Origin of the sequence: Pseudomonas sp. ADAK21, from assembly GCF_012935735.1 — a bacterium.
GTDB classification, from domain to species: Bacteria; Pseudomonadota; Gammaproteobacteria; order Pseudomonadales; family Pseudomonadaceae; genus Aquipseudomonas; species Aquipseudomonas proteolytica.
The window spans coordinates 4,415,464-4,439,484 of record NZ_CP052857.1; the positions used below are offsets into that span (position 1 = coordinate 4,415,464).

A 24,021-nucleotide genomic window follows, 5' to 3' on the forward strand; every position below is an offset into this window, starting at 1 on the left:
GGCCCTGCTGTCGGAATCTGGGTACACATCATTTATTGAAGGAATGCCCATGAAAGCAACGTCCCTGATTGCCAGCCTGCTGGTTGCCGCCAGCCTGTCCGCCACCAGCCTTACCGTGCAGGCCGAGGACAATCCGCAGAAAACCGTGGAGCCTTCAAACATCAATACCCGAGACTTGAAAGTGGGAGACCGTGCGCCGGATATCCTGGTGCGCAAGGAATCGGCCCTTGCGGACTGGAAAAAGCGCGGGCTCAAAGCGCCCCATGACGACAGCCAGTGGGCGCGGGTCAACGACCGTTATGTGCTGGTGAAAATCACCAATGGCACCATCCTCGATATCACGCCTGCCAAATAAGCTGTTGTGGGGGGGCGGGCCAATGCCTTCCTCCCTTGGGGTCGAGGTATTTAAAAAATCATGCGCGACTGCATAAAAACGGCATTTTTTGCCGCTCGTCCTGAGTTAAGGTAGCTGCGCGTTGCGCCTGTCGTACCCTGTGCAACGACGACTTTCAGGGAACGAGAGCAGGATGCTGAAAACAATAAAAAACTACCCCCGCAGCGTAAACCTGCTGCTGTCGGCCACGCTGGTACTGACCCTGGCCAAGGCGATCACCTTTCCGTACATGGTGATCTACCTGTCCAGCCACTTCGCCCTGGGTATCAGCGAGGTGGGCCTGGTGATCGGCAGTTCGCTGATCGTCGGATCCCTGCTGAGTGTGTATGGCGGGTTCCTTGTGGACCGGGTCAATAGCTACCGGCTGTTGCTGGGGCTGAGCCTGCTGTTTGTTCTGGGGTTTGTCGGCACGCTGCTGGCCCGCGAGCTGTGGCTTTTCTACAGTTGCCTGATCCTGATCAACCTGGCATATGCGGTGATCGATGTCGCGGTCAAGGCTGGCTTTGCCAGCCTGTTGCCCGTCGACGCCCGCAGCGAAGTGTTTTCCATCAAGTACACCCTGACCAATATCGGCTATGCGGTAGGGCCGTTCTTGGGCGCGATGGTGGCCAAGGTCGACATGAGCCTGCCGTTTGTCTTGTCGGTGCTGCTGGGGATGGGATTCTTCCTGCTCTACTGGCGCTGGGGCGACCGCAGCCTGGCCACGGTGGACTCCGCGCAAAAACCGGTGCCGTTCCTCGCGGTGGGCCGGGTATTGCTGCGCGATCATCGCCTGGTGTGCTTTACCCTCGGCGGCCTGCTCAGCGCGGTGGTGTTCGGGCAGTTTACCGCCTACCTGTCGCAGTACCTGGTGACCACCTCGGACGCCGAATACACCTACACCGTAATCAGCGCCATCCTGACCACCAACGCACTGCTGGTGATCGCCCTGCAATACGTGATTGGCCGGCAGATCAGCCACCGTCACCTGAGCCGCTGGCTGCTCCTGGGGCTGGCGATGTTCATGGTGGGGGTGATCGGCTTTGCGCTGTCCACCAGCGTGTGGTGGTGGGTGGCGTCGATGGCGATCTTTACCGTGGGGGAAATCATCGTGTTCCCCGCCGAGTACATGTTTATCGACCGCATCGCCCCGGACCACCTGCGGGGCATGTACTACGGCGCGCAAAACCTCTCCAACCTCGGCGCCGCGCTGGGGCCGGTGTTGTGCGGGCTGGTGCTGGCCAGCCTGCCGGCGCACTACATGTTCTACATGCTGGCCGGGTTTATCGTGGTCGGGGGGCTGTTCTACTTTATCGGGGCGTCGTTGAAGCCGCGCCCTGACATCCCACCCCCTGTGTAAACGACTGCGTCCCTGTGGGAGCGGGCAAGCCCGCTCCCACAGGGGATAGTGCCTACAAAGGGGCGGGGTCAGATGGAGATGGCACCGCCCACGGTGTTGCTGTGCAATTCGTAGCGCAATTCTTCGACCATCGTCGCGACGTCCTGCGGGGTCTTGAGCTTGTTCACGCTGATCCCGGTGACCACCAGGTCCACGCGCCCACTCTCGGCATCAAATACCTTCAACGTCAGTGACGAATCGCGGCACAGGGTGAACTCGCAAGTCAGCGGCAACAAGGCTTCTTCGATGCAGTTACGCAGTTGGGACAAGGTAAACATGCCGGCCCCCATTAACGACGACGCAGCAACAGGCCCAGGACCAGACCCACGCCCGCGACGATTGCCACGGTGGCCAGCGGCTTGCGTTGGGCGAAGTCACCGACATTGTCCAGCACATCGCCATAGGTCTGTTGCAGTTGGCCGGCCGCCTGGCGCGCTACGCCCTGGGCCTGGAGTTGTTCGTCATCGGTCATGTCGCCAAGAAAGTCCTGGGCCTTGCCGACGGCCTTTTCCACGCGGCCTTTGATTTGTTCACTTTTCATGATGTCTCCTTCAAGGGCAACAATCGCCATGGCACAGAGCGTCAAACCCTGTGGCTACCCTTCAAGGTTAAGCAGCCCATCCCCTCGCAATAAGGCGAATTTGCACTGGTAGGGCTAGTGCATTTGCACTTGGTTCATGGTTTTTTTACCCGTCGCTCGCCAGCAAACAGCCCTCGTTCCCGCGCCCATACAATCGCGGCGCTGCGGCTGTGTACGTTGAGCTTGGAGTACACCGTTGCCACATGATTGCGCACGGTATTGGGCGCCAGCTTCAGGCGCGAGGCGATTTCCTTGTCGGCCAGGCCTTCACAGATCAACCCCAGTACATCCCGCTCACGGGCGGTCAGGTCGGTGAAGGCGATGTTCGGCTGGTTGGGGCTGTTGACGCTCTTGGCGTTGGCCAGTTTTTCAATCAGCGTCTGGCTGAACCAGGACGCGTCCTTCATCACTTCCTCGATGGCCGACACCAACTCCAACTCCGAGCGCTTGCGCTCGGTGATGTTCATCATCACCAGCAGGTAACAGGCGGTGTCCTGGATGGTTACGGTGTCGGCCGACACCACGCAGTCAATCACCTCATGGCCTTTCTTGCGGATCTTCAGGTCCTGGCCTTCGAGGCTGCCGGCCTTTTCCAGGGTGGCGAACAACTGCGTGCAGGCCTCGCTGCTGTCGATAAAGTTGATATCGCTGATGGATTTGCCGATCAACTCTTCGCTGGTGTAGCCGGTGATGGTCATGAACGCATCGTTGACGTCCACCACCTGCTGATTGCCCGCATCGCACACCAGGGTTGGCACCGGTGTCAGGCGGAACGACTTGGCAAACCGCTCCTCGCTCTGGCGCAGGGCGGTTTCGGCCTTGCGCCGGGGCTCCAGGTCGGTGAAGGAAAACAGCATGCATTCCTCATCGTTCATATCCAGCGGCTGGCCGGCGACAATCACCAGCTTGCTGCCGCCTTCGGGCAGCTTCAGCTCGGCTTGCATCTGCGGGATGGTCGCGCCTTCGCCCAGGCGCTGGATCGCCAACTCCTTGCGCTCGGCCTGTTCCAGCACGTCCAGTTCGTACACCGAACGGCCGATGACCTGGTCGCGGTTGTAGCCGGTCATTTCGAGGAAGCCCTGGTTGACCTTGATATAGCGCAAATCACTCAAGCGGCAGATCACCGCCGGCGCCGGGTTGGCGTTGAAGGTCTTTTCAAAACGCTGCTCGGCGCTGGCCCATTCGGTGGCATCGCTGAGGATCAGCACCAGCAGTTCCGGCTTGCCGGCGCTGTCGGTGAGCGCCAGGCTGCGCAGGCGATGGACCCAGGTGCGGTCGGGGTCGGCAGTGGGCGTGACTTCCACTACCACATCGCTGAACGCTTCGCCGTTGGCCACTCGGCTCAGTGGATAGGCTTCCAAGGGCAGCGGGTGGTTGTTGCGGTAGCGCAGGGCAAAATGCTCGGCGTATTCGGCGGTATTGGCGCCAAGCCCGGCAATATCGTCCAGGCCATGCATGGTCAGCGCAGCATCGTTGGCCCACAGAATGCTCTGGTCGAGTTCGGCGAGAATCACCCCATCGGATAGTCCGGAGATGATCTGCTGCAATTGGCGGCGATTGGTTTCTTGGGCGAGGACGGCCTGGCTCATGCTTTCTCCAAAATGGGTAGATAAGGACAACCGTGTCTCTTGTAGGAGCGAGCTTGCTCGCGAAGGTCTCCAACGGTAACGCGCGCGCCCTGGAAGAACGCGGCGCCCTCAGGTTCTTCGCGAGCAAGCTCGCTCTTACAAAACAGGGCGTGTCTGGCACATGTGGGGTACGACAACAGAGCCTGAGCATAGTGCAGAGCCAATCACCCTGGCGGGGTGCGAATGCACCAGCCGTCCTAGTGCATTTGTGCCGAGACCGTAGCCACCGGTCTGGACACACTGAAGGCCTACTCATTTGTCCAAGGAACGATCATGACCACTCTTTATGAAACCAACCGTTCGCCGTTTCGCGTGTCCTGGGGCTCAGTCCTGGCCGGTAGTGCAATTGCCCTGGTGACCTACCTGGTGCTGAGCGTACTGGGCACTGCCATCGGCGCCAGTGCGGTCGACCCAATGGCGGCCGGCAACCCGCTGAGCGGTTTTGGCACCGGCGCCGGGATCTGGCTGTTTGTCTCTACCTTGCTGGCGATTGGCGTAGGCGCCTTTGTCGCCGGCCGTACCGCTCCGGATCGTGGAGGTTTGCATGGTGTCCTGAGCTGGACCATCACCACCTTGCTCACCACCTGGCTGCTGGCGGCATTGGCCACCAGCGTGGTGGGCGCCGCAGGCAATGTGGTGGGCAAAGGCCTGTCGGCGGCCGGCAGCGGGATTGCTGCGGTAGCCCCCGGCATCAGCGACAGCGTCAAGCAGCAGTTGAACGAGAGGGGCATCAGCCTGGATTGGGACAGCCTGCAGGGCGAGCTCGACACCTTGCTCAAGCAAAGCGGCAAGGCAGAACTGGATCCCGCCAATGTCGAGCAAAAAGCCGACCAGGCAGCGGCAGACGGCCAGCAAGCAGCCACTGATGCAGCCACCCATCCAGCCCAGGCGGCGGCTGAACTCAAGCAGTGGTTCGAACGCGTCAAAGCCTCCGGTGAACCTGCGTTGAACGCGGCAGACAAAGAGGCGCTGGTCAACATCGTCGCCGCCCGCACCGGCAAGAGCCAGGCCGAGGCCAGCCAGATTGTCGAGAACTATGCCCAGGCCTACCAACAGGCTGTGCAGAAAGTCCAAGAGCTGAAGGCCCAAGCTGAACAACAGGCCCGTGAAGCGGGTGAAGTGGCGGCCAAGCAACTGTCCCGCGCGGCGTGGAGCACCTTGTTGATGCTGGTACTGGGCGCGGCATTGAGCTTTGGCATCGGTCGCCTGGCCATTTCGACCCGCAAAGTGCCATTGGCTTGATCAAGGCCAATTGATGTCATGACCACAACACCTTGCGTGAGCGCGTAAACTGTCGGCTTTTTTCGCGCTCACGCAAAGGTATGCTTTTGACCCCGGTAAAAACCACAGCCCTCCTGCTCCTCACCACCTTATTGGCGGCGTGCGGTACCTCACCGCCGCGCTCCCCCGATGACCTCTGCGCCATCTTCCGCGAGAAGGACGACTGGTACGACGCGGCCAAAGTCACCCAGAAACGCTGGGGTGTGCCGATCCAGATACCGTTCGCCATCATGTACCAGGAATCGGGCTTCCGGCAGAACGCCAAGACCCCGCGCAAATACCTGTTGTGGATCATCCCCTGGGGCCGCGTGAGCACCGCCGCCGGCTATGCCCAGGCCAAGGATGAAGTGTGGGGCGACTACCAGAAAAGCACCGGCCGCAACTGGGCCAGCCGCCAGGACTTCGACGATGCCATCGACTTTGTCGGCTGGTACATGGACAAGACCGCCACCATCAACGGCGTATACAAATACGACGCCTACGGCCAGTACCTGAACTACCACGAAGGCTGGGGCGGCTACCGCAACCGCACCTATGCCAGCAAGGCCTGGTTGTTGCCGGTTGCCGGCAAGGTCAAGGCCCGTTCCGATCTGTATGCGCGCCAGTATGCGGGGTGCAAGGCGGATCTGGAACGGGGGTTCTGGGGGCGGTTTTGGCGGTGGTTGTAAGCGAGCGGCTTCGGGGTTCGCGATAGAAAGACAGGGATTGTTACAGCGGTTGTGGAGGGGGAGGGAAGTCTCACGGCTGCGATTATTCCTGCACTTGCCAAACCCCGCCGATTCTGGGAAAACCCGAGCCTGTTGAACCCAACGAGATTCCCCATGAGCGACGAAACACTGCAAATCACCGACATCCGCCAAGGCGACGGTAAAACCGTGGTCAAGGGTGCACTCATTACCACCCAATACACCGGCACCCTGGAAGACGGTACGGTGTTTGACTCGTCCTGGGAGCGGGGCAAGCCCTTTCAGTGTGTGATTGGAACAGGGCGTGTGATCAAGGGATGGGACCAGGGCCTGATCGGGATGAAGGTCGGCGGGCTGCGCAAGCTGTTTGTGCCGGCGCATCTGGCCTATGGCGAGCGAACGATGGGCAAGCATATCCAACCCCATAGCGACCTGCATTTCGAGATTGAGTTGCTGGAAGTGCTGACACGCGACGATTGAAGCTCTGACACCGATCCCCTGCAGGAGCCGGCTTGCCGGCGATGGCGTTCCAAGGTACGCCGCACGTCTGCGGGCCTTGTCGCCGACAAGCTGGCTCCTACAGTGATTTGTTCTACCGTTCGCCTATCTGTCCTTGAATAGCACGCGTCGCTGCTGATACTGTACAAAAATACAGTATCCGGTAGCCCGCCATGCAGTTGATCGAAAAACTCAGCATCCTCGCCGATGCCGCCAAGTACGACGCGTCCTGCGCCAGCAGCGGGGCGCCCAAGCGCAGTTCCGAGGGCAAGGCCGGGCTGGGGTCGAGCGATGGCATGGGCATTTGCCACAGCTACACGCCCGATGGGCGCTGTGTGTCGTTGCTCAAGGTGTTGCTGACCAATTTCTGCCTTTACGACTGCCAATACTGCGTCAACCGCCGCTCCAGCGATGTGCCCCGTGCACGCTTCAACCCGGAGGAGGTGGTGAGCCTGACCCTGGACTTCTACCGGCGCAATTGCGTCAGTGGCTTGTTTCTCAGTTCGGGGATCATCCGTTCGGCGGACTACACCATGGAGCAGTTGGTACGGGTCGCCAAGCTGTTGCGCGAGGAGCATGACTTTCGCGGTTACATCCACCTCAAGACCATTCCCGAAGCCGATCCCGCATTGATCGCCGAGGCCGGGCGTTATGCCGATCGCTTGAGTGTGAACATTGAGCTGCCCACCGATAAGAGCCTGCAGATCCTCGCGCCAGAGAAGCAGATCGGCTCGATCAAGCAGGCGATGCAGACGATTTTCACCGGCGAGCAAACCGTGCTCAACGAGCCCCGTTCACCGCGTTTTGCGCCGGCGGGGCAGAGCACGCAGATGATTGTCGGTGCCGATGACACGGATGACAGCACCATCCTCCACGGTGCCGAAGCGTTGTATGGCAACTTCAAGTTGCGCCGGGTCTATTACTCGGCGTTCAGCCCGATCCCCAATAGCCCGAAAAGCGTGCCCCTGGCGGCGCCGCCGTTGATGCGCGAGCACCGGTTGTATCAAGCGGATTTCCTGCTGCGCAGTTATGGCTTTCGCGCCAATGAACTGTTCGCCGGGCCGGGGGATCTGGCGCTGGATATCGACCCCAAACTGGCCTGGGCCCTGGAGCATCGTGAGGTGTTCCCGCTGGACCTGAACCGTGCCGAGGCGACGTTGATCGCACGGATCCCGGGGATTGGCCTGCGCACCACCGAGCGTCTGGTAGAACTGCGCCGGCAGCGCAAGATCCGCTTTGAGGACCTGGCGCGCATGCGCTGCGTGTTGACCAAGGCCAAGCCGTTTTTCATCACCAGCGACTACCATCCCCAGCAGGCGGAAAGCACCAGTGTGCTGCTGCGCGAGCAACTGCGCGACCGCCCGCAACCGCAACAGATGGGGTTGTGGGGATGATCAGCCTGGAATGCGACAACCTGTTCAGTACCTGGCGCGAGCAGGCGCGCTGGCTGCTCAGCCATCAGATCGACCCCAGCCATGTCAGTTGGGGCGAAGTGGAAGTGGCGGATCTGTTCGCCACCGACGAGCATTACCCCGCGCACAATGGCCCGTTCCAGGCGCGTATACCCAAGGCGCTGCTGGAGTTGCTGGAAAGCGCAGCCTGTTACCACGGCGAACAACGCTGGAGCCTGCTGTATGAAGTGCTGTGGCGTGTCAGCCATGGTGACCGCACGGCAATGATGGCCGGGGATCAACTGGGCAGCGAGCTGCAGCGGCGGATCAAGCAGGTGCGTCGCGAAGCGCATCATCTGCACGCGTTTGTACGTTTTATCGCCCTGCCGGCAGCGGCGGGCCCGCAGTTGCCGGAGTACGTGGCGTGGCACGAGCCGGCCCACGACATTTTGCACAGTGCCAGCCAGCACTTTGTCGGGCGCATGGGCCGCCATCGCTGGATGATCGCCACGCCCCTGGATGGGGTGTATTACGACGGTGAGCAGCTGATCCATAAGCGCCAGTGCCCGGAGCAGTGGCAGCAGTTGGCGCAGAATGTCGAGGATCCACACAGTGCCATGTGGCTGACCTACTACAGCCATATCTTCAACCCGGCACGGTTGAATCCCAAAGTCATGGAAGGGCACCTGCCGAGCCGGTTCTGGAAGAATCTGCCGGAGGGCAAGTTGATACCGGGGTTGATCAGCGAGGCACGAACGGGGAAGCAGCGGGATGGGCAGGCGAGCCTCGTGGCGGCTCGGCGAGGTAAGAGAATATCAAGCGGGCACGGTTAAATGTGGGAGCGGGCTTGCTCGCGAATGCGGCGTATCAGTCAACCTATCCATCACTGACCCACCGCATTCGCGAGCAAGCCCGCTCCCACATTTGATCTTCTGTGTATCTGGCAGTGCGTCTCAGGCCAACTCAGTCGCAGTGTTTTTCACCACCGCCAACTCCGGATGGGCCACCAATTTATCAATGTGCAGCTCATCATTGTTTAACCAGGTTTCCGTCAGCACGCGGTAGTGCTCCATGTCCCGGCAGCGCATGCGCAGGCTGTAGTCGAAGGGGCCGCTGATCAGTTGGCATTCGAACACTTGCGGGCAGGCCTTGACGCAGGCTTCGAAGGCCTTTTGCGCCGAGCGCCCGCTTTGGTTGGACAGGGCTACCAGCACCAGCAACGACAACCCCGGCGAGACCATCTGCACATCGATGATCGCGCCATAGCCGCGTATCACCCCGCGCCGCTCCAGCTTGCGCACCCGTTCCAGGCAGGGCCTGGGGGTCAGGTGCACCAGCGAAGACAGCTTCTCGTAGGTGATGCGCCCCTGATGGCGCAATACATCGATGATGGCTTCATCAATGCGATCCAGCGCAGGGGAGGAATGGGGTCCGTTGGCCTTGGTATCCATGGTCGATTCTGTATTCACTTCAAGCGGTTGGAGAGAAATTGCTGCAAGCGTTCGCTCTTGGGATGGTCGAGGATCTCGGCGCTGCCTTGTTCTTCGACACGGCCCTGGTGCAGGAACAGCACCTGGCTGGACACCTGCCGGGCAAAGCCCATTTCGTGGGTGACCATGAGCATGGTACGACCTTCCTCGGCCAACGTCTGTATGACTTTGAGGACTTCCCCTACAAGCTCTGGATCCAGCGCCGAGGTCGGTTCGTCGAACAGAATAATCTCCGGCTCCATGGCCAGCGCCCGGGCGATGGCCACCCGCTGTTGCTGGCCGCCGGAAAGAAACGCCGGGTATTGATCCGCGACCCGGCTTGGCAGGCCAACTTTATCCAGGTACATCCGCGCGCGTTTTTCCGCTTCGGCGGCGCTCACGCCCAACACCCGGCGCGGTGCCATGCAGATGTTCTCCAGCACGGTCATGTGGCTCCACAGGTTGAAATGCTGGAACACCATGGCCAGGCGCGTGCGCAGGTTCTGCAGCTGCGCCTGGTGCGGCGCCTGCACGCCGGCGCGGCCCTGGCGCATTTCAATGCTGATGCCATCCAGGGTAATCACCCCGGCGTCGGGTTGTTCCAGGAAATTGATGCAGCGCAGCATTGTGCTCTTGCCGGAGCCGCTGGCGCCGATCAGGCTGATCACGTCGCCCTTGCTGGCGTTAAGGGAAACGCCCTTGAGCACTTCATGCTCGCCGTAGCTTTTGTGCAGGTCTTCGACCTTGAGCTTGACGCTGGCACTGGCAGCAACAGCAGTCGGGCGGGAGGTGGCAAGATCAGCAGGATGGGCGGCCAGGGCCTGTGCGGACTGGTTCATGGGTTAGCCTCGGGTCGGGACAAGAAAGCGCATCCAGCGTCGTTCGGCCAGTCGGAACAGGCCCACCAATGCAAAGGACAGCAGCATGTACAGCAGCGCGGCAATGCCGAAGGCCTGGAACGTAAGGAACGTTTCGGCGTTGGCGTCGCGGGCCACCTTGAGGATGTCGGCGATGGTTGCGGTAAACGCCAGGGACGTGGCGTGCAGCATCAGGATCATTTCGTTGCTGTAGGCCGGCAACGCGCGGCGCAGCGCGGCGGGGATCACCACGAACAGGTTCATCCGCCAGCCGTGCAAACCATAGGCCCGCGCTGCTTCAATTTCACCGTGGGGAATATTGCGAATGGCCCCGGCGAAGATTTCCACGGTGTAGGCACAGGTGTTGAGCACAAAGGCCAGCAGGGTGCAGTTCAACGCATCGCGGAAAAACTGATTGAGCAGGGCGGTGTCTTGCACCACTTGCAGGCTGTACAGGCCGGTGTAGCAAATCAGCAACTGGATATACAGCGGCGTGCCACGAAACAGGTAGGTGTACACCTCCACCGGCCAGCGTAGCCAGAAGTGCTCGCTGACGCGGGCAATTGCCAGCGGGATCGACAGGACAAACCCGAGGATCACCGACACGATAAACAGCCACAAGGTCATGGCCACTCCGGAAAAGCCCGAGCCATCGGTCCACAGGTACGCCAGGCCATATTGCTGGATCAGTTCAATCATCGCGCGACCCCCTTGATGCCGACGTTGTAGCGCCGTTCCAGGCGTTTGAAGATGCGGTTGGAGAGGGTGGTGATCAACAGGTACACCAGGCCCGCGAGGATCAGGAAATACAGCGGGTCATTGGTGGTCTTGCCGGCGTTCTGCGCGGCCTTGACCAGGTCTGCCAGGCCGATGATCGACACCAGCGCCGTGGACTTGAGCAGCACCAGCCAGTTATTGCCCAACCCCGGCAGCGCAAAGCGCATCAATTGCGGGAACATCACCAACACAAAGCGCTGCCAGCGACTCAAGCCGTAGGCGGTCGCCGCTTCCAGTTGGCCCACGGGCACACTGAGCATCGCGCCGCGAAAGTTTTCGGTGAAATACGCGCCGTAGATAAAGCCCAGGGTGATGACGCCTGCGGTGAATGGATCGATTTCGAAGTAATTCCAGCCGAGCATTTCGGTCAGGTCATTGAGCCACAGTTGCAGGCTGTAGAAGATCAGCAGGATCAGCACCAGGTCCGGCACACTGCGGATCAAGGTGGTGTAGAGCGTGGCCGGGATGCGCAACAGCTTATGGCTGGACAGCTTGGCACCGGCGGCGACCAGGCCCAGGGTCAGGCTCAGGACCAGCGCGAGGAACGCCAGCTTGATGGTCATCCAGGCACCCTGGGCCAACAGCGGGCCGAAGCCTTGCAGGTTGAGGAGTTCATTCATGGGGGGAGATCTCGATGGGCACGGTGTCCCTTTTGTAGGAGCGAGCTTGCTCGCGAAGAACTCAAGGGCACCGCGTTTAATCTGGCTTTACGCGTTATCGTTGACGTTTTTCGCGAGCAAGCTCGCTCCTACAGGGGGAGAGGCTATCTGCTGACGTTATTCGTGGTAGATGTCTTCGTCACCGAAGTACTTCTTCTGGATCAGCGCGTAGGTGCCATCAGCCTGGATGGCCGCGATACCCTTGTTGATCAGCGCCCGCAACTCCTGGTCGTTCTTGCGCAGGCCCATGGCAATGTCCAGGGGCAAGGTCGGGTCCTTGAAGGCTGGGCCGGACTGGTAGTCGGCACCTTCAGGCTTGGACAGGAAGTTGAGCTGGGCTTCGAGCTTGTCGGTCAACGTCGCGTCGAGGCGGCCGTTTTGCAGGTCGGCGTAGTTCTGGTCCTGGGACTGATACGCCTTGACCTGCGCGCCGAGCTTGGCCAAATGTGCACGGGCGTAGGCTTCCTGCAGCGAACCCTGGAGTACACCGACCTGCTTGCCTTTGAGCGATTCCGGGGTGTCACCGAAGCCGGCGCCCTTGCGGGTGATCACCGAGGTGGGGCTGAGGAACAGGCGGTCGCTGAAGTCGATCTGTTTTTGCCGGGCCGGGGTCACGGCCATGGAGGACATGATGGCGTCGAACTTGCGCGCACGCAGCGCCGGGATCATGCCGTCGAACTCGTTGTTGACCCAGGTGCATTTGACTTCGAGCTTGGCACAGATGGCGTTGCCCAACTCAATGTCGAAACCTTGCAGGCTGCCATCGGCGGCCACGGATTCAAAGGGTGGGTACTCGGGGAACACGCCGAAACGGATTTCTTTCCATTCCTGGGCCTGGACGGCGGTGGCGCACAAAGGCAGGAGCAGCGCGGCGATGAGTGATCGGAGCGGAGTCATGGTGTTTTCCCTATATTTTGTAATTGATGTCAGGGCAGTAGAAAGGGTGCGGCATGCATTCATTTGCTGACTCTTTGGTCGCGCTCAGAATGCTTCATGGTGGTGCGTTTTTTGTGTCGTTTACCTAGGGGTTGGCACGCGGAATACGCTGTTAAAACTCCGGTTGCAGCAAAATCGGCTGCAACACCCTGCATATCGGCTTTTCAAACCCGGCTCCGGGGCCCGCCGCTCGCGCAAAGCAGCAGGCCAGAGCGGTTTCAGGCGCGCTTTTTGTGCTGTGCGGCTGGTTGTTGGGCCAGGCGGGCGAACAGGTCCTTGGGGTCGGCCAGGTCCGGTACCAACTCCAACTCGCTGCCCACGTCCAGGGCCTTGGCCACATCCAGTACATAGCGCAGGGCCGAGTAGTCTTCGAGGGCAAAACCCACGGAGTCGAACAGGGTGACCTGGCGCGGGTTTTCCCGGCCCGGCTTCTGACCGTTGATCACTTGCCACAGCTCGGTGACTGGCGAGTCCTCGGGCATATGCTGGATTTCGCCCTCGATACGGCTTTGTGGTTCGTACTCCACGATCACCCGGGCGCGCTCGACGATACGGCGGTCCAGTTCGGTCTTGCCAGGGCAGTCGCCGCCCACGGCATTGAGGTGCATGCCGGGCTCGATCATCTCGTCGGTAAGGATCGTGGCGTAGGCCTTGTCGGCGGTTACGGTGGTGACGATATCGGCGCCTTTGACCGCTTCGGCAACGCTACCGGCCAGGGTCACCTTGATGGCCGGGAAGGCCTTGAGGTTGTTCGCCAGCTTGTGCATGGCCTGGGTATCGATATCGAACAGGCGAATTTCGTTGATGCCCAGCAGCGCATGGAAGGCCAGGGCCTGGAATTCACTTTGCGAACCGTTGCCGATCAGCGCCATGCTGCGGCTGTTGTCGCGGGCCAGGTAGCGGGCGACCAGGGCCGAAGTCGCGGCGGTGCGGATCGCGGTGGTCAGGGTCATCTCGCTGAGCAGCACCGGCTTGCCGGTGTCCACATCCCCCAGGGCACCGAACGCCATGACGGTGAGCATGCCGCTCTGGGTGTTTTTCGGGTGGCCGTTGACGTATTTGAAGGCATACAGCGAAGCATCCGAGACCGGCATCAGCTCGATCACGCCCTCGGGCGAGTGGTTGGCCAGGCGTGCGCATTTCTCAAAGTCGTTCCAGCGCAGGTAGTCGGCGCGGATGTACTCGGCCATCTCGGTGATGCAGGTTTGCAGGCCTTTTTGCGATACCAGGTAGCTGAGGTCGTTGACGTCGATATAACGGGTCATGGAAAAACTCCTTATTGGAATGAGGCGCGGGCCGGCAGATGCACTTCGGCCAACATGCAGCGGGCACTGCCGCCGCCGATGCGTTCGATATTGTCGATATTCACCACCACCGGGTGGGTGTGGCGCTCCACATGCTGGCGCTGCGCCGGCTTGAGCGAGCGCCAGGCGCTGGCGGACATCACCAGCAGCGGCTGGCCGTCGCGGTCGTGGACCTCCAGCATGTTGCCGGCGAAGGCTTCCAACTGGTCGAAGTCCAGGGCCAGGATGTCTTTGCCGGTGTCGCGCAGGGAACGTTCCAGGCCCAGGCGTTCGTGGGCTTGGGGTAGCGCGTCCAGGCATACCACCGACAGGTCGCGGCCGACGCTCATCATCACGTTGCTGTGGTAGATCGGTGCGTGATGGCGGTCGACGGCGTGGAAGGCGCAGACCTGATAGTCCAGGCGTTCGGCAAACTGGCGCAGGGCATCGTGGTGGGTGCGTCCGGAGTGACAGGCGTAGCTGATGCGGTGCTGGCGGTCGAGGACCATGCTGCCGGTGCCTTCGAGGAACATGTTCTGTTGTTCCAGGTGGCTGAAGTCGATGGTGTGTTTGATCGCGAAGCGTTGCTCCAGCACTTGCAACACGCCTTTGTTGCGCTCCAGGCGGCGGTTCTGGCCTTCCATCGGGTACAGCACCAGGCTGCCGTCGGCATGGCTGCTCCACCAGTTATTGGGGAAGATCGAATCCGGGGTGTGGGGCGCGGGCGTGTCCTGCACCACCAACACTTCCACGCCATGCTGGCGCAGGGTCTGGACGTATCCGTCGAACTCTTCCAGCGCTTTGTGCTGTGCGGCCACTGGATCTGCGGGCGCGCGCTGGAAACGGTTGTTGATCGCGGTGTCCGGGTTAAAGGCAAAGTGCGCCGGGCGGATCATCAGGACAGTATTGGTGGTTTGCATGGGGGCACGGGTCCATGGGGTTGGGCATGGAGGCTATTTTGTGCGCTCTGGCGGCAGAATCCCGGCTGAAACAGGGGAGTGGCCCAGCCGGGAAAGCTGAAAAGAGGGGTGTGGCAGCCGAATCGGCTGTAGCGTCGAGCGCGGCTCAAAATGTGGGAGCTGGCTTGTGTGGGAGCTGGCTTGCCAGCGATAGCATCACTGCGGTGTAACTGACACACCGAGGTGCCTGCATCGCGGCGATGCGGCGATCCGACAAGCCCGGCTCCCACACAAGCCCACACATAGGTATTGTGGTGGCTGTCATAACGCTGTCCGTCAGGAGGAGTCATGCCTACCGCCGTTCGCCTCGCACAAGCCTCGGATGCCGAAGGCATCAGCCAGGTCATCCTTGCCGCCCTGCACAGCAGCAACGCCGGCGACTACCCGGCGGACGTGATTGCCCGGGTGGCGAGCAACTTCACACCGCCGGCGGTGCTGCACTTGCTTGCCCGCCGCACCGTGCTGGTGGCAATCCGGGATCAACTGATCGTCGCCACGGCCGCCCTGGACGTCAATGTCGTGCGTTCGGTGTTCGTCAACCCGGCGCTGCAAGGGCAGGGCATCGGCCGCCAACTGATGGTCGATATCGAACAGCGGGCCCGTGAGGCTGGGGTCACGGTATTGAGCGTACCGTCGTCGCTGACCGCCGAGCCGTTCTATACCAAGCTGGGGTTCCACACCGTGCGCGATGTGTACCACGGCAACGAGCGCACCCTGGTGATGGAGAAGGCATTGTCGTCCCGCCACCCCATCGGGCCTTACCGCGACCGCTTGCATCGTGCCCAGGTCGCGACGTTATGGCAGGCGGCGTTTGGCTACGACACGGCCCATAACCGGCCGGAGTTGGCGATTGATAAAAAGCTGGCGGTCGACGATGGGCTGTTCTTTGTCGCTACCGATAAGACGGCCGTGATCGGCACCTTGATGGCAGGTTACGACGGGCATCGTGGCTGGTTGTATTCGGTGGCCGTGCATCCCGACTATCGCCGGCAAGGCCTGGGCGCGTCGTTGGTGCGGCATGGGGAGCAGGCATTGATTGCCTTGGGTTGCCTGAAGATCAACCTGCAGATCACCTCGGGCAATGAGGCGGTCGTGGGGTTCTATGAAACGCTGGGGTATGGCGTGGAACCGAGGATCAGTATGGGCAAGAAGATTGCGCAGGACCTGCCTAAATCCTGAAACCACCCGTAAGCAAATGTGGGAGCGGGCTTGCTCGCGAAAGCGGTGGGTCAGTCAACGTCATCAGTGACTGACACACCGCTTTCGCGAGCAAGCCCGCTCCCACATTTTGTTCTGCGCTCGGCTTAGACCTTGACGATCCAGCCAGCCGGCGCTTCAACGTCGCCGGACTGCACACCGGTCAGCTCTTTGTAGAGCTTCTGGGTGACCGGGCCGACTTCTTTTTCGCTGTAGAACACGTGCAGTTTGTCTTTGTACTCGATCCCGCCGATAGGCGTGATCACGGCCGCCGTACCGCAGGCGCCGGCTTCCTTGAAGTCTGCCAGTTTGTCGATCAGCACGTCGCCTTCGACCACTTCCAGGCCCAGGCGGGTCTTGGCCAGTTCGATCAGCGACAGGCGGGTGATGCCTGGCAGTACCGACGGCGAGTTCGGGGTGACGAACTTGTTGTCGTGGGTGATCCCGAAGAAGTTGGCCGAGCCGACTTCTTCGATTTTCGAGTGGGTGGCCGGGTCCAGGTAGATGCAGTCGGCAAAGTTGGCTTTTTTCGCCAGGGAGCCGGGCATCAGGCTGGCCGCGTAGTTGCCACCGACCTTGGCGGCGCCGGTGCCGTTTGGCGCGGCGCGGTCGTAGCCGGAGATCAGGAAGTTGTGCGGGGTCAGGCCGCCCTTGAAGTAGGCGCCAACCGGGATGCAGAAGATCGAGAAGATGAACTCGGGCGCGGTGCGCACGCCAATGTTGTCACCGGTGCCGATCACGAACGGGCGCAGGTACAGCGCGCCGCCAGTGCCGTACGGCGGGATGAAACGCTCGTTGGCGCGGACCACTTCCTTACAGGCTTGGATAAAGGCTTCGGTCGGCACTTGCGGCATCAGCAGGCGCGCGCAGCTGCGTTGCATGCGGGCGGCGTTCTGGTCCGGGCGGAACAGGTTGATCGAGCCGTCCTTGCAGCGATAGGCCTTGAGGCCTTCAAAGCATTGCTGGCCGTAGTGCAGGGCAGTGGAGCCCTCGCTGATGTGCAGCACGTTGTCGTCGGTCAGGGTGCCTTCTTGCCAGGCGCCGTCTTTCCAGGTCTGGAGGAAGCGCTTGTCGGTCTTGATGTAGTCAAAACCCAATTTGTCCCAATTGATGCTTTCGTTACTCATGACACCCTCTATCTCTTCGCAACCGCCTGGTCGAAGGCAGGCTTTCGGTTTATTTCTGGATGGGCGCAACAATACTTCATTCTTGGCTTGTGTGGGAGCGGGCTTGCTCGCGAATACGGTGGGTCAGTGGTGGATATGTTGACTGATACACCGCATTCGCGAGCAAGCCCGCTCCCACATTTGGATCGCATTGACTTTACAGGTGCAACGCATGCCCCAACGCCCGCAGGGCTGCTTCCTGCACCGCTTCACCCAGGGTCGGGTGGGCATGGATGGTGCCCGCCAGATCTTCCAGGCGCGCGCCCATTTCCAGGCTCAGGCCAAAGGCCGTGGACAGTTCGGACACGCCAGCCCCCACTGCCTGCCAGCCGACAATCAGGTGATTGTCACGCCGCGCCACCACCCGCACGAAGCCGGTCTTGGACTCCAGGGTCATGGCCCGGCCATTGGCCGCGAACGGGAAGCTCGAGACGATGCAGTCCAGGCCCGCGGCCTTGGCTTCGTCCGGGGTCTTGCCGACCACCACCAGTTCCGGGTCGGTAAAGCACACCGCCGGGATCGCCGCCGGGTTGAATTCCCGGGACTTGCCGCTGATCAGCTCGGCCACCATCTCGCCCTGGGCCATGGCCCGGTGCGCCAGCATTGGCTCGCCGCTCAGGTCGCCGATGGCCCACACGTTGCGCATGCTGGTCTGGCAGCGGTTGTCGATCTTGATCGCCGCACCGTTCATCGCCAGGTCCAGTGCTTCCAGGTTCCAGCCCTGGGTGTTGGGTTTGCGACCAACGGCGACCAGCACCTGGTCGGTGTCCAGGGCCAGGGTGCCGCCCTCCGGATCGCGCACTTGCAGGCTGCCACCTTCAAAACCAGTGACGCTGTGCTTGAGGTACAGCTTGACCCCCAGTTGCTTGAGGGATTCGGCCACCGGTTGCGTCAGTTCGGCGTCGTAGGCTGGCAGGATGCGGTCCTGGGCCTCGACCACGCTGACCTCGGCCCCGAGCTTGCGGTAGGCAATCCCCAGTTCCAGGCCGATGTAACCGCCACCGACCACGATCAAACGCTTTGGCACCCGGGTCGGCGCCAGGGCTTCGGTGGACGAGATGATCGGCCCGCCAATCGGCAGCATCGGCAGGTTGACGCTTTTCGAGCCAGTGGCCAGCAGCAGGTGCTCGCACTGGATGCGTTGGTCGCCCACGTCCACGGTCTTGCCGTCGACGATCTTGGCCCAGCCGTGGATGACCTGGACTTTGTGTTTTTTCAGTAGCGCGGCAACCCCGGTGGTCAGGCGATCGACGATGCCGTCCTTCCACTCCACGCTCTTGCGGATATCCAGGGTCGGCACGTCCACGTCGATGCCCAGGGCCGAACCCTGGCTCAGGTGCACGGTTTGCTGGAACTGTTCGGCCACGTGAATCAGCGCCTTGGACGGAATGCAGCCGATGTTCAGGCAGGTGCCGCCCAGCGCCTGGCCTTCTACCAGGATGGTCGGGATGCCCAGTTGGCCGGCGCGGATTGCCGCCACGTAACCGCCTGGGCCGCCGCCGATAATCAGCAGCGTGGTATGCAGTGTCTGAGTCATGCCCTTACTCCAGGAACAGGCTGGCGGGTTGTTCGAGCAGGCCACGGATGGCCTGGATGAATTGCGCCGCGTCCATGCCATCGACCACCCGGTGATCGAAGGAGCTGGAGAGGTTCATCATCTTGCGGATCACGATCTGCCCCTTGATCACCATCGGCCGCTCAACAATGCGGTTGACCCCGACAATCGCCACTTCCGGCAGGTTCAGCACCGGAGTGCTGACAATCCCGCCCAACGCGCCGAGGCTGGTCAGGGTGATGGTCGAGCCCGACAGCTCGTCGCGGCTGGCCTTGCCAGTGCGGGCGGCGGTAGCCAGGCGGGTGATTTCCTCGGCGGTGCCCCATAGGCTGCGCGCTTCGGCATGACGCACCACTGGCACCATCAGCCCGACATCGCTCTGGGTGGCGACGCCCACATGCACCGCGCCGAGGCGGGTGATGACCTGGGCTTCGTCGTCATAACGCGCGTTGATCTGCGGGAAATCGCGCAGCGCCACGACCATCGCCCGCACCAGGAACGGCAACAACGTCAGCTTGCCGCGGCTGGCGCCGTGTTTTTCATTGAGGTGTACGCGCAAGTCGTCGAGGGCCGTCACGTCGATCTCTTCGACGTAGCTGAAATGCGCAGCGCGACGGGTCGCGTCCTGCATGCGCTGAGCGATCTTGCGGCGCATGCCGATCACCGGGATCTGCTCTTCGTCGTTGCGTTCGGCATACGGGTTGGCGCCCGCCGCGGCCCGCGTGGTGCCCTGTTGCAGATAGGCCTCGAGGTCGTCATGCAGAATGCGCCCGGCCGGGCCCGAGCCCTGGACCAGACGTAACTGGATCCCGGCATCCAGCGCATGCTTGCGCACGGCGGGGGAAGCCAGCGGACGCTCATCGGCGTCGCGGGCCACCGGGGCTTGCGCCGCAGCCACCAGCGGCTTGGCGGCCGGTTTGCTTTCAACCACCGGTGCCTTGATGTCGGCCTTGGGCGCCGGCGCGGCTTGCTCAACCACTGCCGACAGCGCCGACTCCTTGGTATTGCCGGCGCCTTCGACTTCAATGCTGATCAGGATACTGCCCACGGCCATGACCTCACCCGGCTCACCGCCCAGTGATATCACCTTGCCGTGGACTGGCGAGGGAATATCCACCATCGCCTTGTCGGTCATGACGTCCGCCAGCACCTGGTCTTCCACGACCATATCGCCGACCTTGACGTGCCATACCGACAGCTCAACCTCTGCGATGCCTTCGCCAATGTCCGGCATCTTGATAACGTGCGTGCCCATTCAGACCTCCATGACCCGTTGCAAAGCCGCGCCCACACGGGTCGGGCCAGGGAAATACGCCCACTCTTGCGCGTGCGGGTAGGGGGTGTCCCAACCGGTCACACGTTCGATCGGCGCTTCCAGGTAGTGGAAGCAATGCTCTTGCACCAACGACACCAGCTCGGCGCCAAAACCGCAGGTACGCGTGGCTTCATGCACCACCACGCAACGGCCGGTCTTTTTCACCGACTTGACGATGGTTTCCAGGTCCAGCGGCCACAGGCTGCGCAGGTCGATGACTTCAGCGTCGATCCCGGTTTCTTCGGCGGCCACTTGCGACACATACACGGTGGTGCCGTAAGTCAGCACGGTGACGGCCGAACCTGGGCGCACGATGGCGGCCACATCCAGCGGCACGGTGTAGTAGCCGTCCGGCACCTGCGCTTGCGGGTGCTTGGACCATGGCGTTACCGGGCGGTCGTGGTGGCCGTCGAACGGGCCGTTGTACAGGCGCTTGGGCTCAAGGAAGATCACCGGGTCATCGTTTTCGATGGAGGCGATCAGCAGGCCCTTGGCGTCATAAGGGTTGGACGGCATCACCGTGCGCAGGCCGCAGACCTGGGTGAACACCGCTTCGATACTCTGGCTGTGGGTCTGGCCGCCGTAGATGCCGCCGCCGCAGGGCATGCGCATGGTCAAAGGCGCGGTGAACTGGCCGGCCGAGCGGTAACGCAGGCGCGCCGCTTCGGAGATGATCTGGTCGGTGGCTGGGTACACGTAGTCGGCGAACTGGATTTCGGCCACCGGGCGCAGGCCATAGGCGCCCATGCCCACGGCCACGCCGACGATGCCGCTTTCGGAGATCGGTGCGTCAAACACCCGCGAGGTGCCGTACTTGGTCTGCAAGCCTTCGGTGCAACGGAACACGCCGCCGAAGTAACCGACGTCCTGGCCGAATACCACCACGTTATCGTCACGCTCAAGCATCACATCCATGGCCGAGCGCAGCGCCTGGATCATGGTCATGGTGGTAGTGGTCATGGCGGTTTCCAACTCGATTTTATTGTTGTGATCGTTCATGTCAGATCCCCAACTCTTGACGCTGGCGCTTCAAGTGCTCCGGCATCTCTTTGTAGACGTCTTCGAACATGCTCGCGGCGCTCGGGATCTGGCCACCGGCCAGGGTGCCGTACTGTTCGGCTTCTTTCTGCGCGCTGAGTATTTCGGCTTCGAGCTCGGCAGTGACCGTGGCGTGTTCCTCTTCGGACCACTGGCCAATCTTGATCAGGTGCTGCTTGAGGCGGGCGATCGGGTCGCCCAGCGGGAAGTGGCTCCAGTCGTCGGCAGGCCGGTATTTGGACGGGTCATCGGAGGTGGAGTGCGGGCCGGCGCGGTAAGTGACCCATTCGATCAGGGTCGGGCCGAGGTTGCGCCGCGCCCGTTCGGCGGCCCAGGCAGAGGCGGCGTACACGGCAATGAAGTCGTTGCCGTCCACCCGCAGGGAGGCGATCCCGCAACCCACGCCGCGTCCGGCAAAGGTCGTGGCTTCACCGCCGGCAATTGCCTGGAAGGTGGAAATTGCCCACTGGTTGTTGACCACGTTGAGAATCACCGGCGCGCGGTACACGTGGGCGAAGGTCAGGGCGGTGTGGAAGTCCGATTCGGCGGTGGCGCCATCGCCGATCCACGCCGAGGCGATCTTGGTATCGCCCTTGATCGCCGAGGCCATGCCCCAGCCCACGCCCTGTACGAACTGGGTGGCGAGGTTGCCGGAAATGGTGAAGAAGCCAAAGTCCTTGACCGAGTACATGATCGGCAACTGACGGCCCTTGAGCGGGTCGCGCTCGTTGGACAGCAGTTGGCAGATCAGGTCCACCAGCGGCACTTCGCGGGCCATCAGGATGCTTTGCTGGCGGTAGGTGGGGAAGCACATGTCATCAACGTTCAAGGCCAGGGCCTGGGCGCTGCCGATGGCTTCTTCGCCAAGGCTTTGCATGTAGAACGACATTTTTTTCTGGCGCTGGGCAACCACCATGCGGTTGTCGAAGATCCGTGTCTTGAGCATGGCACGCATGCCACGGCGCAGGATCTCTACCGGCACGCCTTCAGCCCACGGGCCCAGGGCCTGGCCCTGGTCGTCGAGCACGCGGATCAGGCCCTTGGCCAGGTCGGCGGTGTCGGCGGGTTCTACGTCTACGGCGGGTTTGCGCACGGTACCGGCGTCGGTCAGACGCAGGTAGGTAAAGTCGGTCTTGCAACCTGGACGGCCAGAAGGCTCGGGAACGTGCAGGCGCAGCGGTTCGTATTGCTGGGTCATGGCTTTCTACGCTCGATCTTGTGGATTTCTTATAGTGGGCGCGCTTAGCTGACAGTCAGTCCCCGGGTAGGGGAAATCTTGTCCTACAACAATCATAGGCCGGGCCGGGGAGAATATTTATCTCTGTTTGGTTGCGCATAAGATCATTTGAGGATAAAAAATCTGCATAAACATAATAAACAGGTGGTTTTGTCTCATGCGCAAGCTGGACCGTATCGATATCGGGATTCTCAACAGCCTCCAGGAGAACGCCCGCATCACCAACGCCGACCTCGCACGCTCGGTCAACCTGTCGCCCACGCCGTGTTTCAACCGGGTCAAGGCGATGGAGGAACTGGGCCTGATCCGTGACCAGGTCACGCTGCTGGATGCCGATTTGCTGGGGCTGCACGTCAACGTGTTTATCCACGTCAGCCTGGAAAAACAGAACGAACTGGCGTTGCAACAATTCGAGGGGGCGATTTCCGACCGGCCGGAGGTGATGGAGTGCTACCTGATGGCCGGCGACCCGGACTACCTGATCCGGGTGCTGGTGCCGACCATCCAGTCACTGGAGCGCTTTATGATGGATTTCCTGACCAAGGTGCCGGGGGTGGCGAACATTCGCTCCAGCTTTGCGCTCAAGCAGGTGCGCTACAAGACGGCGCTGCCGCTGCCGGCCAATGGCATCAACCTGGGCTGAAGAGCACAGCAAACCTGAAATGTGGAAGCAGCCCCAAAAAGCCCGCCGCGTTTCTTCAGATAAACCGCGATGGCCGGGTTTAGGGCTGCGTCGCAGCCCAGCGCGGGGCAAGCCCGCTCGCCACAAGCCAGCTCCCATACAAGTTCCGCACCCACATTGGACTGGGTATTTCAAAGCTGGTTGAGGGGGATCTTCAGGTAGGTCACGCCATTGTCTTCCGCCGGCGGCATATTGCCCGCCCGCACATTCACCTGGATCGCCGGCAGCAACAGGGTCGGCATCCCAAGCCCGGCGTCGCGCTGGGTGCGCATCTGCACAAACGCCGCCTCGTCCACCCCGTCATGCACATGAATATTGCCCGCGCGCTGTTCGGCCACGGTGGTCAGGCATTTGGCCGCGCGGCCTTCAGGCGGGTAGTCGTGGCACACATACAGGCGCGTCTCGCCGGGAAAGGCCAGCAACGTGCGCATCGAGGCATATAACTGGCGTGCATCGCCGCCGGGGAAGTCGCAGCGGGCGGTGCCGACGTCGGGCATGAACAGGGTGTCGCCCACCAGGATCATCTGGTCGTCGATCAGGTAGGCCATGTCCGCCGGGGTGTGCCCAGGCACGTGCAGGGCCTGGGCCTCGAGGTTGCCGATGTGGAAGATCTCGTCGGGAGCAAACAGATGGTCGAACTGCGACCCGTCGGCCCGGAACTCCGGCTCCAGGTTGAACAGGTTCTTGAACACATCCTGGACTTTGCTGATGGACTGGCCAATTGCAATCTTGCCGCCCAATTGCCGGCGCAGGTAGGGCGCGGCGGACAGGTGATCGGCGTGGGCGTGGGTTTCCAGCAGCCAATGCACCTGCAGGCCTCGTTCACGGACGAAGGCAATCACTTTGTCGGCCTGGGCCGTGTCGGTACGCCCCGAGGCCGGGTCGTAGTTGAGCACTGAATCGACGATGGCGCAGGGGCTGGCGTGCGTTTCATAGACGACGTAGGTGTAGGTCGATGACGCCTCGTCCAGAAAGGATTGAATCAACGCGGGCATGACGGTTGTCCTGGGTAGCTGATAGCAGCTTACATTCAAGGTGATTTCCACATAGGCTTG

General features: G+C 61.6%; 25 protein-coding genes. 9 read left to right on the top strand and 16 right to left on the bottom strand.

Annotated elements, in window-relative coordinates; all coding sequences use genetic code 11:
- The first annotated feature begins 49 nt into the window (after nucleotides 1–49).
- Both HKK57_RS20085 and HKK57_RS20090 read left to right on the top strand, forming a co-directional pair.
- The gene (locus HKK57_RS20085) at nucleotides 50–355 is read left to right on the top strand and encodes an RcnB family protein (protein ID WP_070995670.1); all 306 of its coding nucleotides are present in this window, start codon (nucleotides 50–52) and stop codon (nucleotides 353–355) included.
- Nucleotides 356–527: 172 nt separating this feature from the next.
- On the top strand, nucleotides 528–1,733 hold the full coding sequence (locus HKK57_RS20090) for an MFS transporter (protein WP_169390625.1): 1,206 nt from the start codon (nucleotides 528–530) through the stop codon (nucleotides 1,731–1,733).
- 68 nt (nucleotides 1,734–1,801) lie between these two features.
- Here HKK57_RS20090 and HKK57_RS20095 read toward each other — a convergent pair whose 3' ends face one another.
- The 3 genes from HKK57_RS20095 to HKK57_RS20105 all read right to left on the bottom strand — a co-directional run bounded on the left by HKK57_RS20095 (nucleotide 1,802) and on the right by HKK57_RS20105 (nucleotide 3,941).
- Nucleotides 1,802–2,050: a DUF1652 domain-containing protein gene (locus HKK57_RS20095; RefSeq protein WP_029296553.1), complete on the bottom strand. Its 249-nt coding sequence runs from the start codon at nucleotides 2,048–2,050 to the stop codon at nucleotides 1,802–1,804.
- A gap of 11 nt (nucleotides 2,051–2,061) precedes the next feature.
- Nucleotides 2,062–2,313, bottom strand: coding sequence for a CsbD family protein (locus HKK57_RS20100; protein WP_029296551.1), 252 nt, complete (start codon nucleotides 2,311–2,313; stop codon nucleotides 2,062–2,064).
- Between the two features lie 134 nt (nucleotides 2,314–2,447).
- A complete protein-coding gene (locus HKK57_RS20105) occupies nucleotides 2,448–3,941 on the bottom strand; it encodes a PAS domain S-box protein (protein WP_169390626.1) in 1,494 nt (497 codons plus the stop codon).
- Between the two features lie 312 nt (nucleotides 3,942–4,253).
- Here HKK57_RS20105 and HKK57_RS20110 point away from each other — a divergent pair, with 312 nt between their 5' ends.
- The 5 genes from HKK57_RS20110 (at nucleotide 4,254) to HKK57_RS20130 (ending at nucleotide 8,669) form a co-directional block, all read left to right on the top strand.
- Entirely contained in the window at nucleotides 4,254–5,222 is a 969-nt protein-coding gene (locus HKK57_RS20110; protein WP_169390627.1) for a hypothetical protein, read from the top strand.
- An 80-nt stretch (nucleotides 5,223–5,302) separates the two neighbouring features.
- Entirely contained in the window at nucleotides 5,303–5,929 is a 627-nt protein-coding gene (locus HKK57_RS20115) for a transglycosylase SLT domain-containing protein (protein WP_092238960.1), read from the top strand.
- A 153-nt stretch (nucleotides 5,930–6,082) separates the two neighbouring features.
- Nucleotides 6,083–6,427 (top strand): FKBP-type peptidyl-prolyl cis-trans isomerase, encoded by a 345-nt coding sequence (locus HKK57_RS20120; RefSeq protein WP_169390628.1) that lies wholly within the window; start codon nucleotides 6,083–6,085, stop codon nucleotides 6,425–6,427.
- A 191-nt stretch (nucleotides 6,428–6,618) separates the two neighbouring features.
- Nucleotides 6,619–7,839 (top strand): putative DNA modification/repair radical SAM protein, encoded by a 1,221-nt coding sequence (locus HKK57_RS20125; protein WP_029296545.1) that lies wholly within the window; start codon nucleotides 6,619–6,621, stop codon nucleotides 7,837–7,839.
- On the top strand, nucleotides 7,836–8,669 hold the full coding sequence (locus tag HKK57_RS20130; RefSeq protein WP_133714951.1) for a TIGR03915 family putative DNA repair protein: 834 nt from the start codon (nucleotides 7,836–7,838) through the stop codon (nucleotides 8,667–8,669). The genes HKK57_RS20125 and HKK57_RS20130 overlap by 4 nt, the downstream gene beginning before the upstream one ends.
- Nucleotides 8,670–8,789: 120 nt before the next feature.
- Here the strand turns inward: HKK57_RS20130 and HKK57_RS20135 are convergent, their stop codons facing one another.
- From HKK57_RS20135 to ctlX, 7 genes are all read right to left on the bottom strand, one after another.
- On the bottom strand, nucleotides 8,790–9,287 hold the full coding sequence (locus HKK57_RS20135) for an Lrp/AsnC family transcriptional regulator (RefSeq protein WP_029296543.1): 498 nt from the start codon (nucleotides 9,285–9,287) through the stop codon (nucleotides 8,790–8,792).
- Between the two features lie 14 nt (nucleotides 9,288–9,301).
- Nucleotides 9,302–10,144 carry an ABC transporter ATP-binding protein gene (locus tag HKK57_RS20140; protein ID WP_224791191.1) on the bottom strand — a complete coding sequence of 281 codons (843 nt, stop codon included), beginning with the start codon at nucleotides 10,142–10,144 and terminating at the stop codon, nucleotides 9,302–9,304.
- Between the two features lie 3 nt (nucleotides 10,145–10,147).
- Nucleotides 10,148–10,861: an ABC transporter permease gene (locus tag HKK57_RS20145; RefSeq protein ID WP_029296541.1), complete on the bottom strand. Its 714-nt coding sequence runs from the start codon at nucleotides 10,859–10,861 to the stop codon at nucleotides 10,148–10,150.
- Entirely contained in the window at nucleotides 10,858–11,559 is a 702-nt protein-coding gene (locus HKK57_RS20150; protein ID WP_029296540.1) for an ABC transporter permease, read from the bottom strand. Before HKK57_RS20150 ends, HKK57_RS20145 begins: the two co-directional genes overlap by 4 nt.
- Before the next feature lie 156 nt (nucleotides 11,560–11,715).
- Nucleotides 11,716–12,495 carry an ABC transporter substrate-binding protein gene (locus HKK57_RS20155; RefSeq protein ID WP_070995662.1) on the bottom strand — a complete coding sequence of 260 codons (780 nt, stop codon included), beginning with the start codon at nucleotides 12,493–12,495 and terminating at the stop codon, nucleotides 11,716–11,718.
- Between the two features lie 257 nt (nucleotides 12,496–12,752).
- Complete coding sequence (locus tag HKK57_RS20160) at nucleotides 12,753–13,799, bottom strand: ornithine cyclodeaminase (protein WP_029296538.1); 1,047 nt, start codon at nucleotides 13,797–13,799, stop codon at nucleotides 12,753–12,755.
- A gap of 11 nt (nucleotides 13,800–13,810) precedes the next feature.
- Complete coding sequence (gene ctlX, locus HKK57_RS20165) at nucleotides 13,811–14,737, bottom strand: citrulline utilization hydrolase CtlX (protein WP_070995661.1); 927 nt, start codon at nucleotides 14,735–14,737, stop codon at nucleotides 13,811–13,813.
- 327 nt (nucleotides 14,738–15,064) lie between these two features.
- Here ctlX and HKK57_RS20170 point away from each other — a divergent pair, with 327 nt between their 5' ends.
- Nucleotides 15,065–15,955, top strand: a complete 891-nt coding sequence (locus tag HKK57_RS20170) for a GNAT family acetyltransferase (protein ID WP_169390629.1) — start codon at nucleotides 15,065–15,067, stop codon at nucleotides 15,953–15,955.
- 125 nt (nucleotides 15,956–16,080) lie between these two features.
- Here HKK57_RS20170 and HKK57_RS20175 read toward each other — a convergent pair whose 3' ends face one another.
- From HKK57_RS20175 to HKK57_RS20195, 5 genes are all read right to left on the bottom strand, one after another.
- Nucleotides 16,081–17,100: a branched-chain amino acid aminotransferase gene (locus HKK57_RS20175; RefSeq protein ID WP_070995659.1), complete on the bottom strand. Its 1,020-nt coding sequence runs from the start codon at nucleotides 17,098–17,100 to the stop codon at nucleotides 16,081–16,083.
- A 196-nt stretch (nucleotides 17,101–17,296) separates the two neighbouring features.
- On the bottom strand, nucleotides 17,297–18,676 hold the full coding sequence (gene lpdA, locus HKK57_RS20180) for a dihydrolipoyl dehydrogenase (RefSeq protein ID WP_169390630.1): 1,380 nt from the start codon (nucleotides 18,674–18,676) through the stop codon (nucleotides 17,297–17,299).
- Between the two features lie 4 nt (nucleotides 18,677–18,680).
- Nucleotides 18,681–19,949: a dihydrolipoamide acetyltransferase family protein gene (locus tag HKK57_RS20185; protein WP_104910436.1), complete on the bottom strand. Its 1,269-nt coding sequence runs from the start codon at nucleotides 19,947–19,949 to the stop codon at nucleotides 18,681–18,683.
- The gene (locus HKK57_RS20190; RefSeq protein ID WP_029296529.1) at nucleotides 19,950–21,008 is read right to left on the bottom strand and encodes an alpha-ketoacid dehydrogenase subunit beta; all 1,059 of its coding nucleotides are present in this window, start codon (nucleotides 21,006–21,008) and stop codon (nucleotides 19,950–19,952) included. It abuts the gene before it with no gap.
- A 1-nt stretch (nucleotide 21,009) separates the two neighbouring features.
- Entirely contained in the window at nucleotides 21,010–22,245 is a 1,236-nt protein-coding gene (locus HKK57_RS20195; RefSeq protein WP_029296528.1) for a 3-methyl-2-oxobutanoate dehydrogenase (2-methylpropanoyl-transferring) subunit alpha, read from the bottom strand.
- 196 nt (nucleotides 22,246–22,441) lie between these two features.
- On the opposite strand from HKK57_RS20195, the gene bkdR reads away from it, so the two are divergent.
- The gene (bkdR, locus tag HKK57_RS20200) at nucleotides 22,442–22,927 is read left to right on the top strand and encodes a Bkd operon transcriptional regulator BkdR (RefSeq protein ID WP_032860173.1); all 486 of its coding nucleotides are present in this window, start codon (nucleotides 22,442–22,444) and stop codon (nucleotides 22,925–22,927) included.
- A gap of 170 nt (nucleotides 22,928–23,097) precedes the next feature.
- Here bkdR and HKK57_RS20205 read toward each other — a convergent pair whose 3' ends face one another.
- The gene (locus HKK57_RS20205; RefSeq protein WP_169390631.1) at nucleotides 23,098–23,961 is read right to left on the bottom strand and encodes an MBL fold metallo-hydrolase; all 864 of its coding nucleotides are present in this window, start codon (nucleotides 23,959–23,961) and stop codon (nucleotides 23,098–23,100) included.
- Nucleotides 23,962–24,021: the final 60 nt, after the last annotated feature.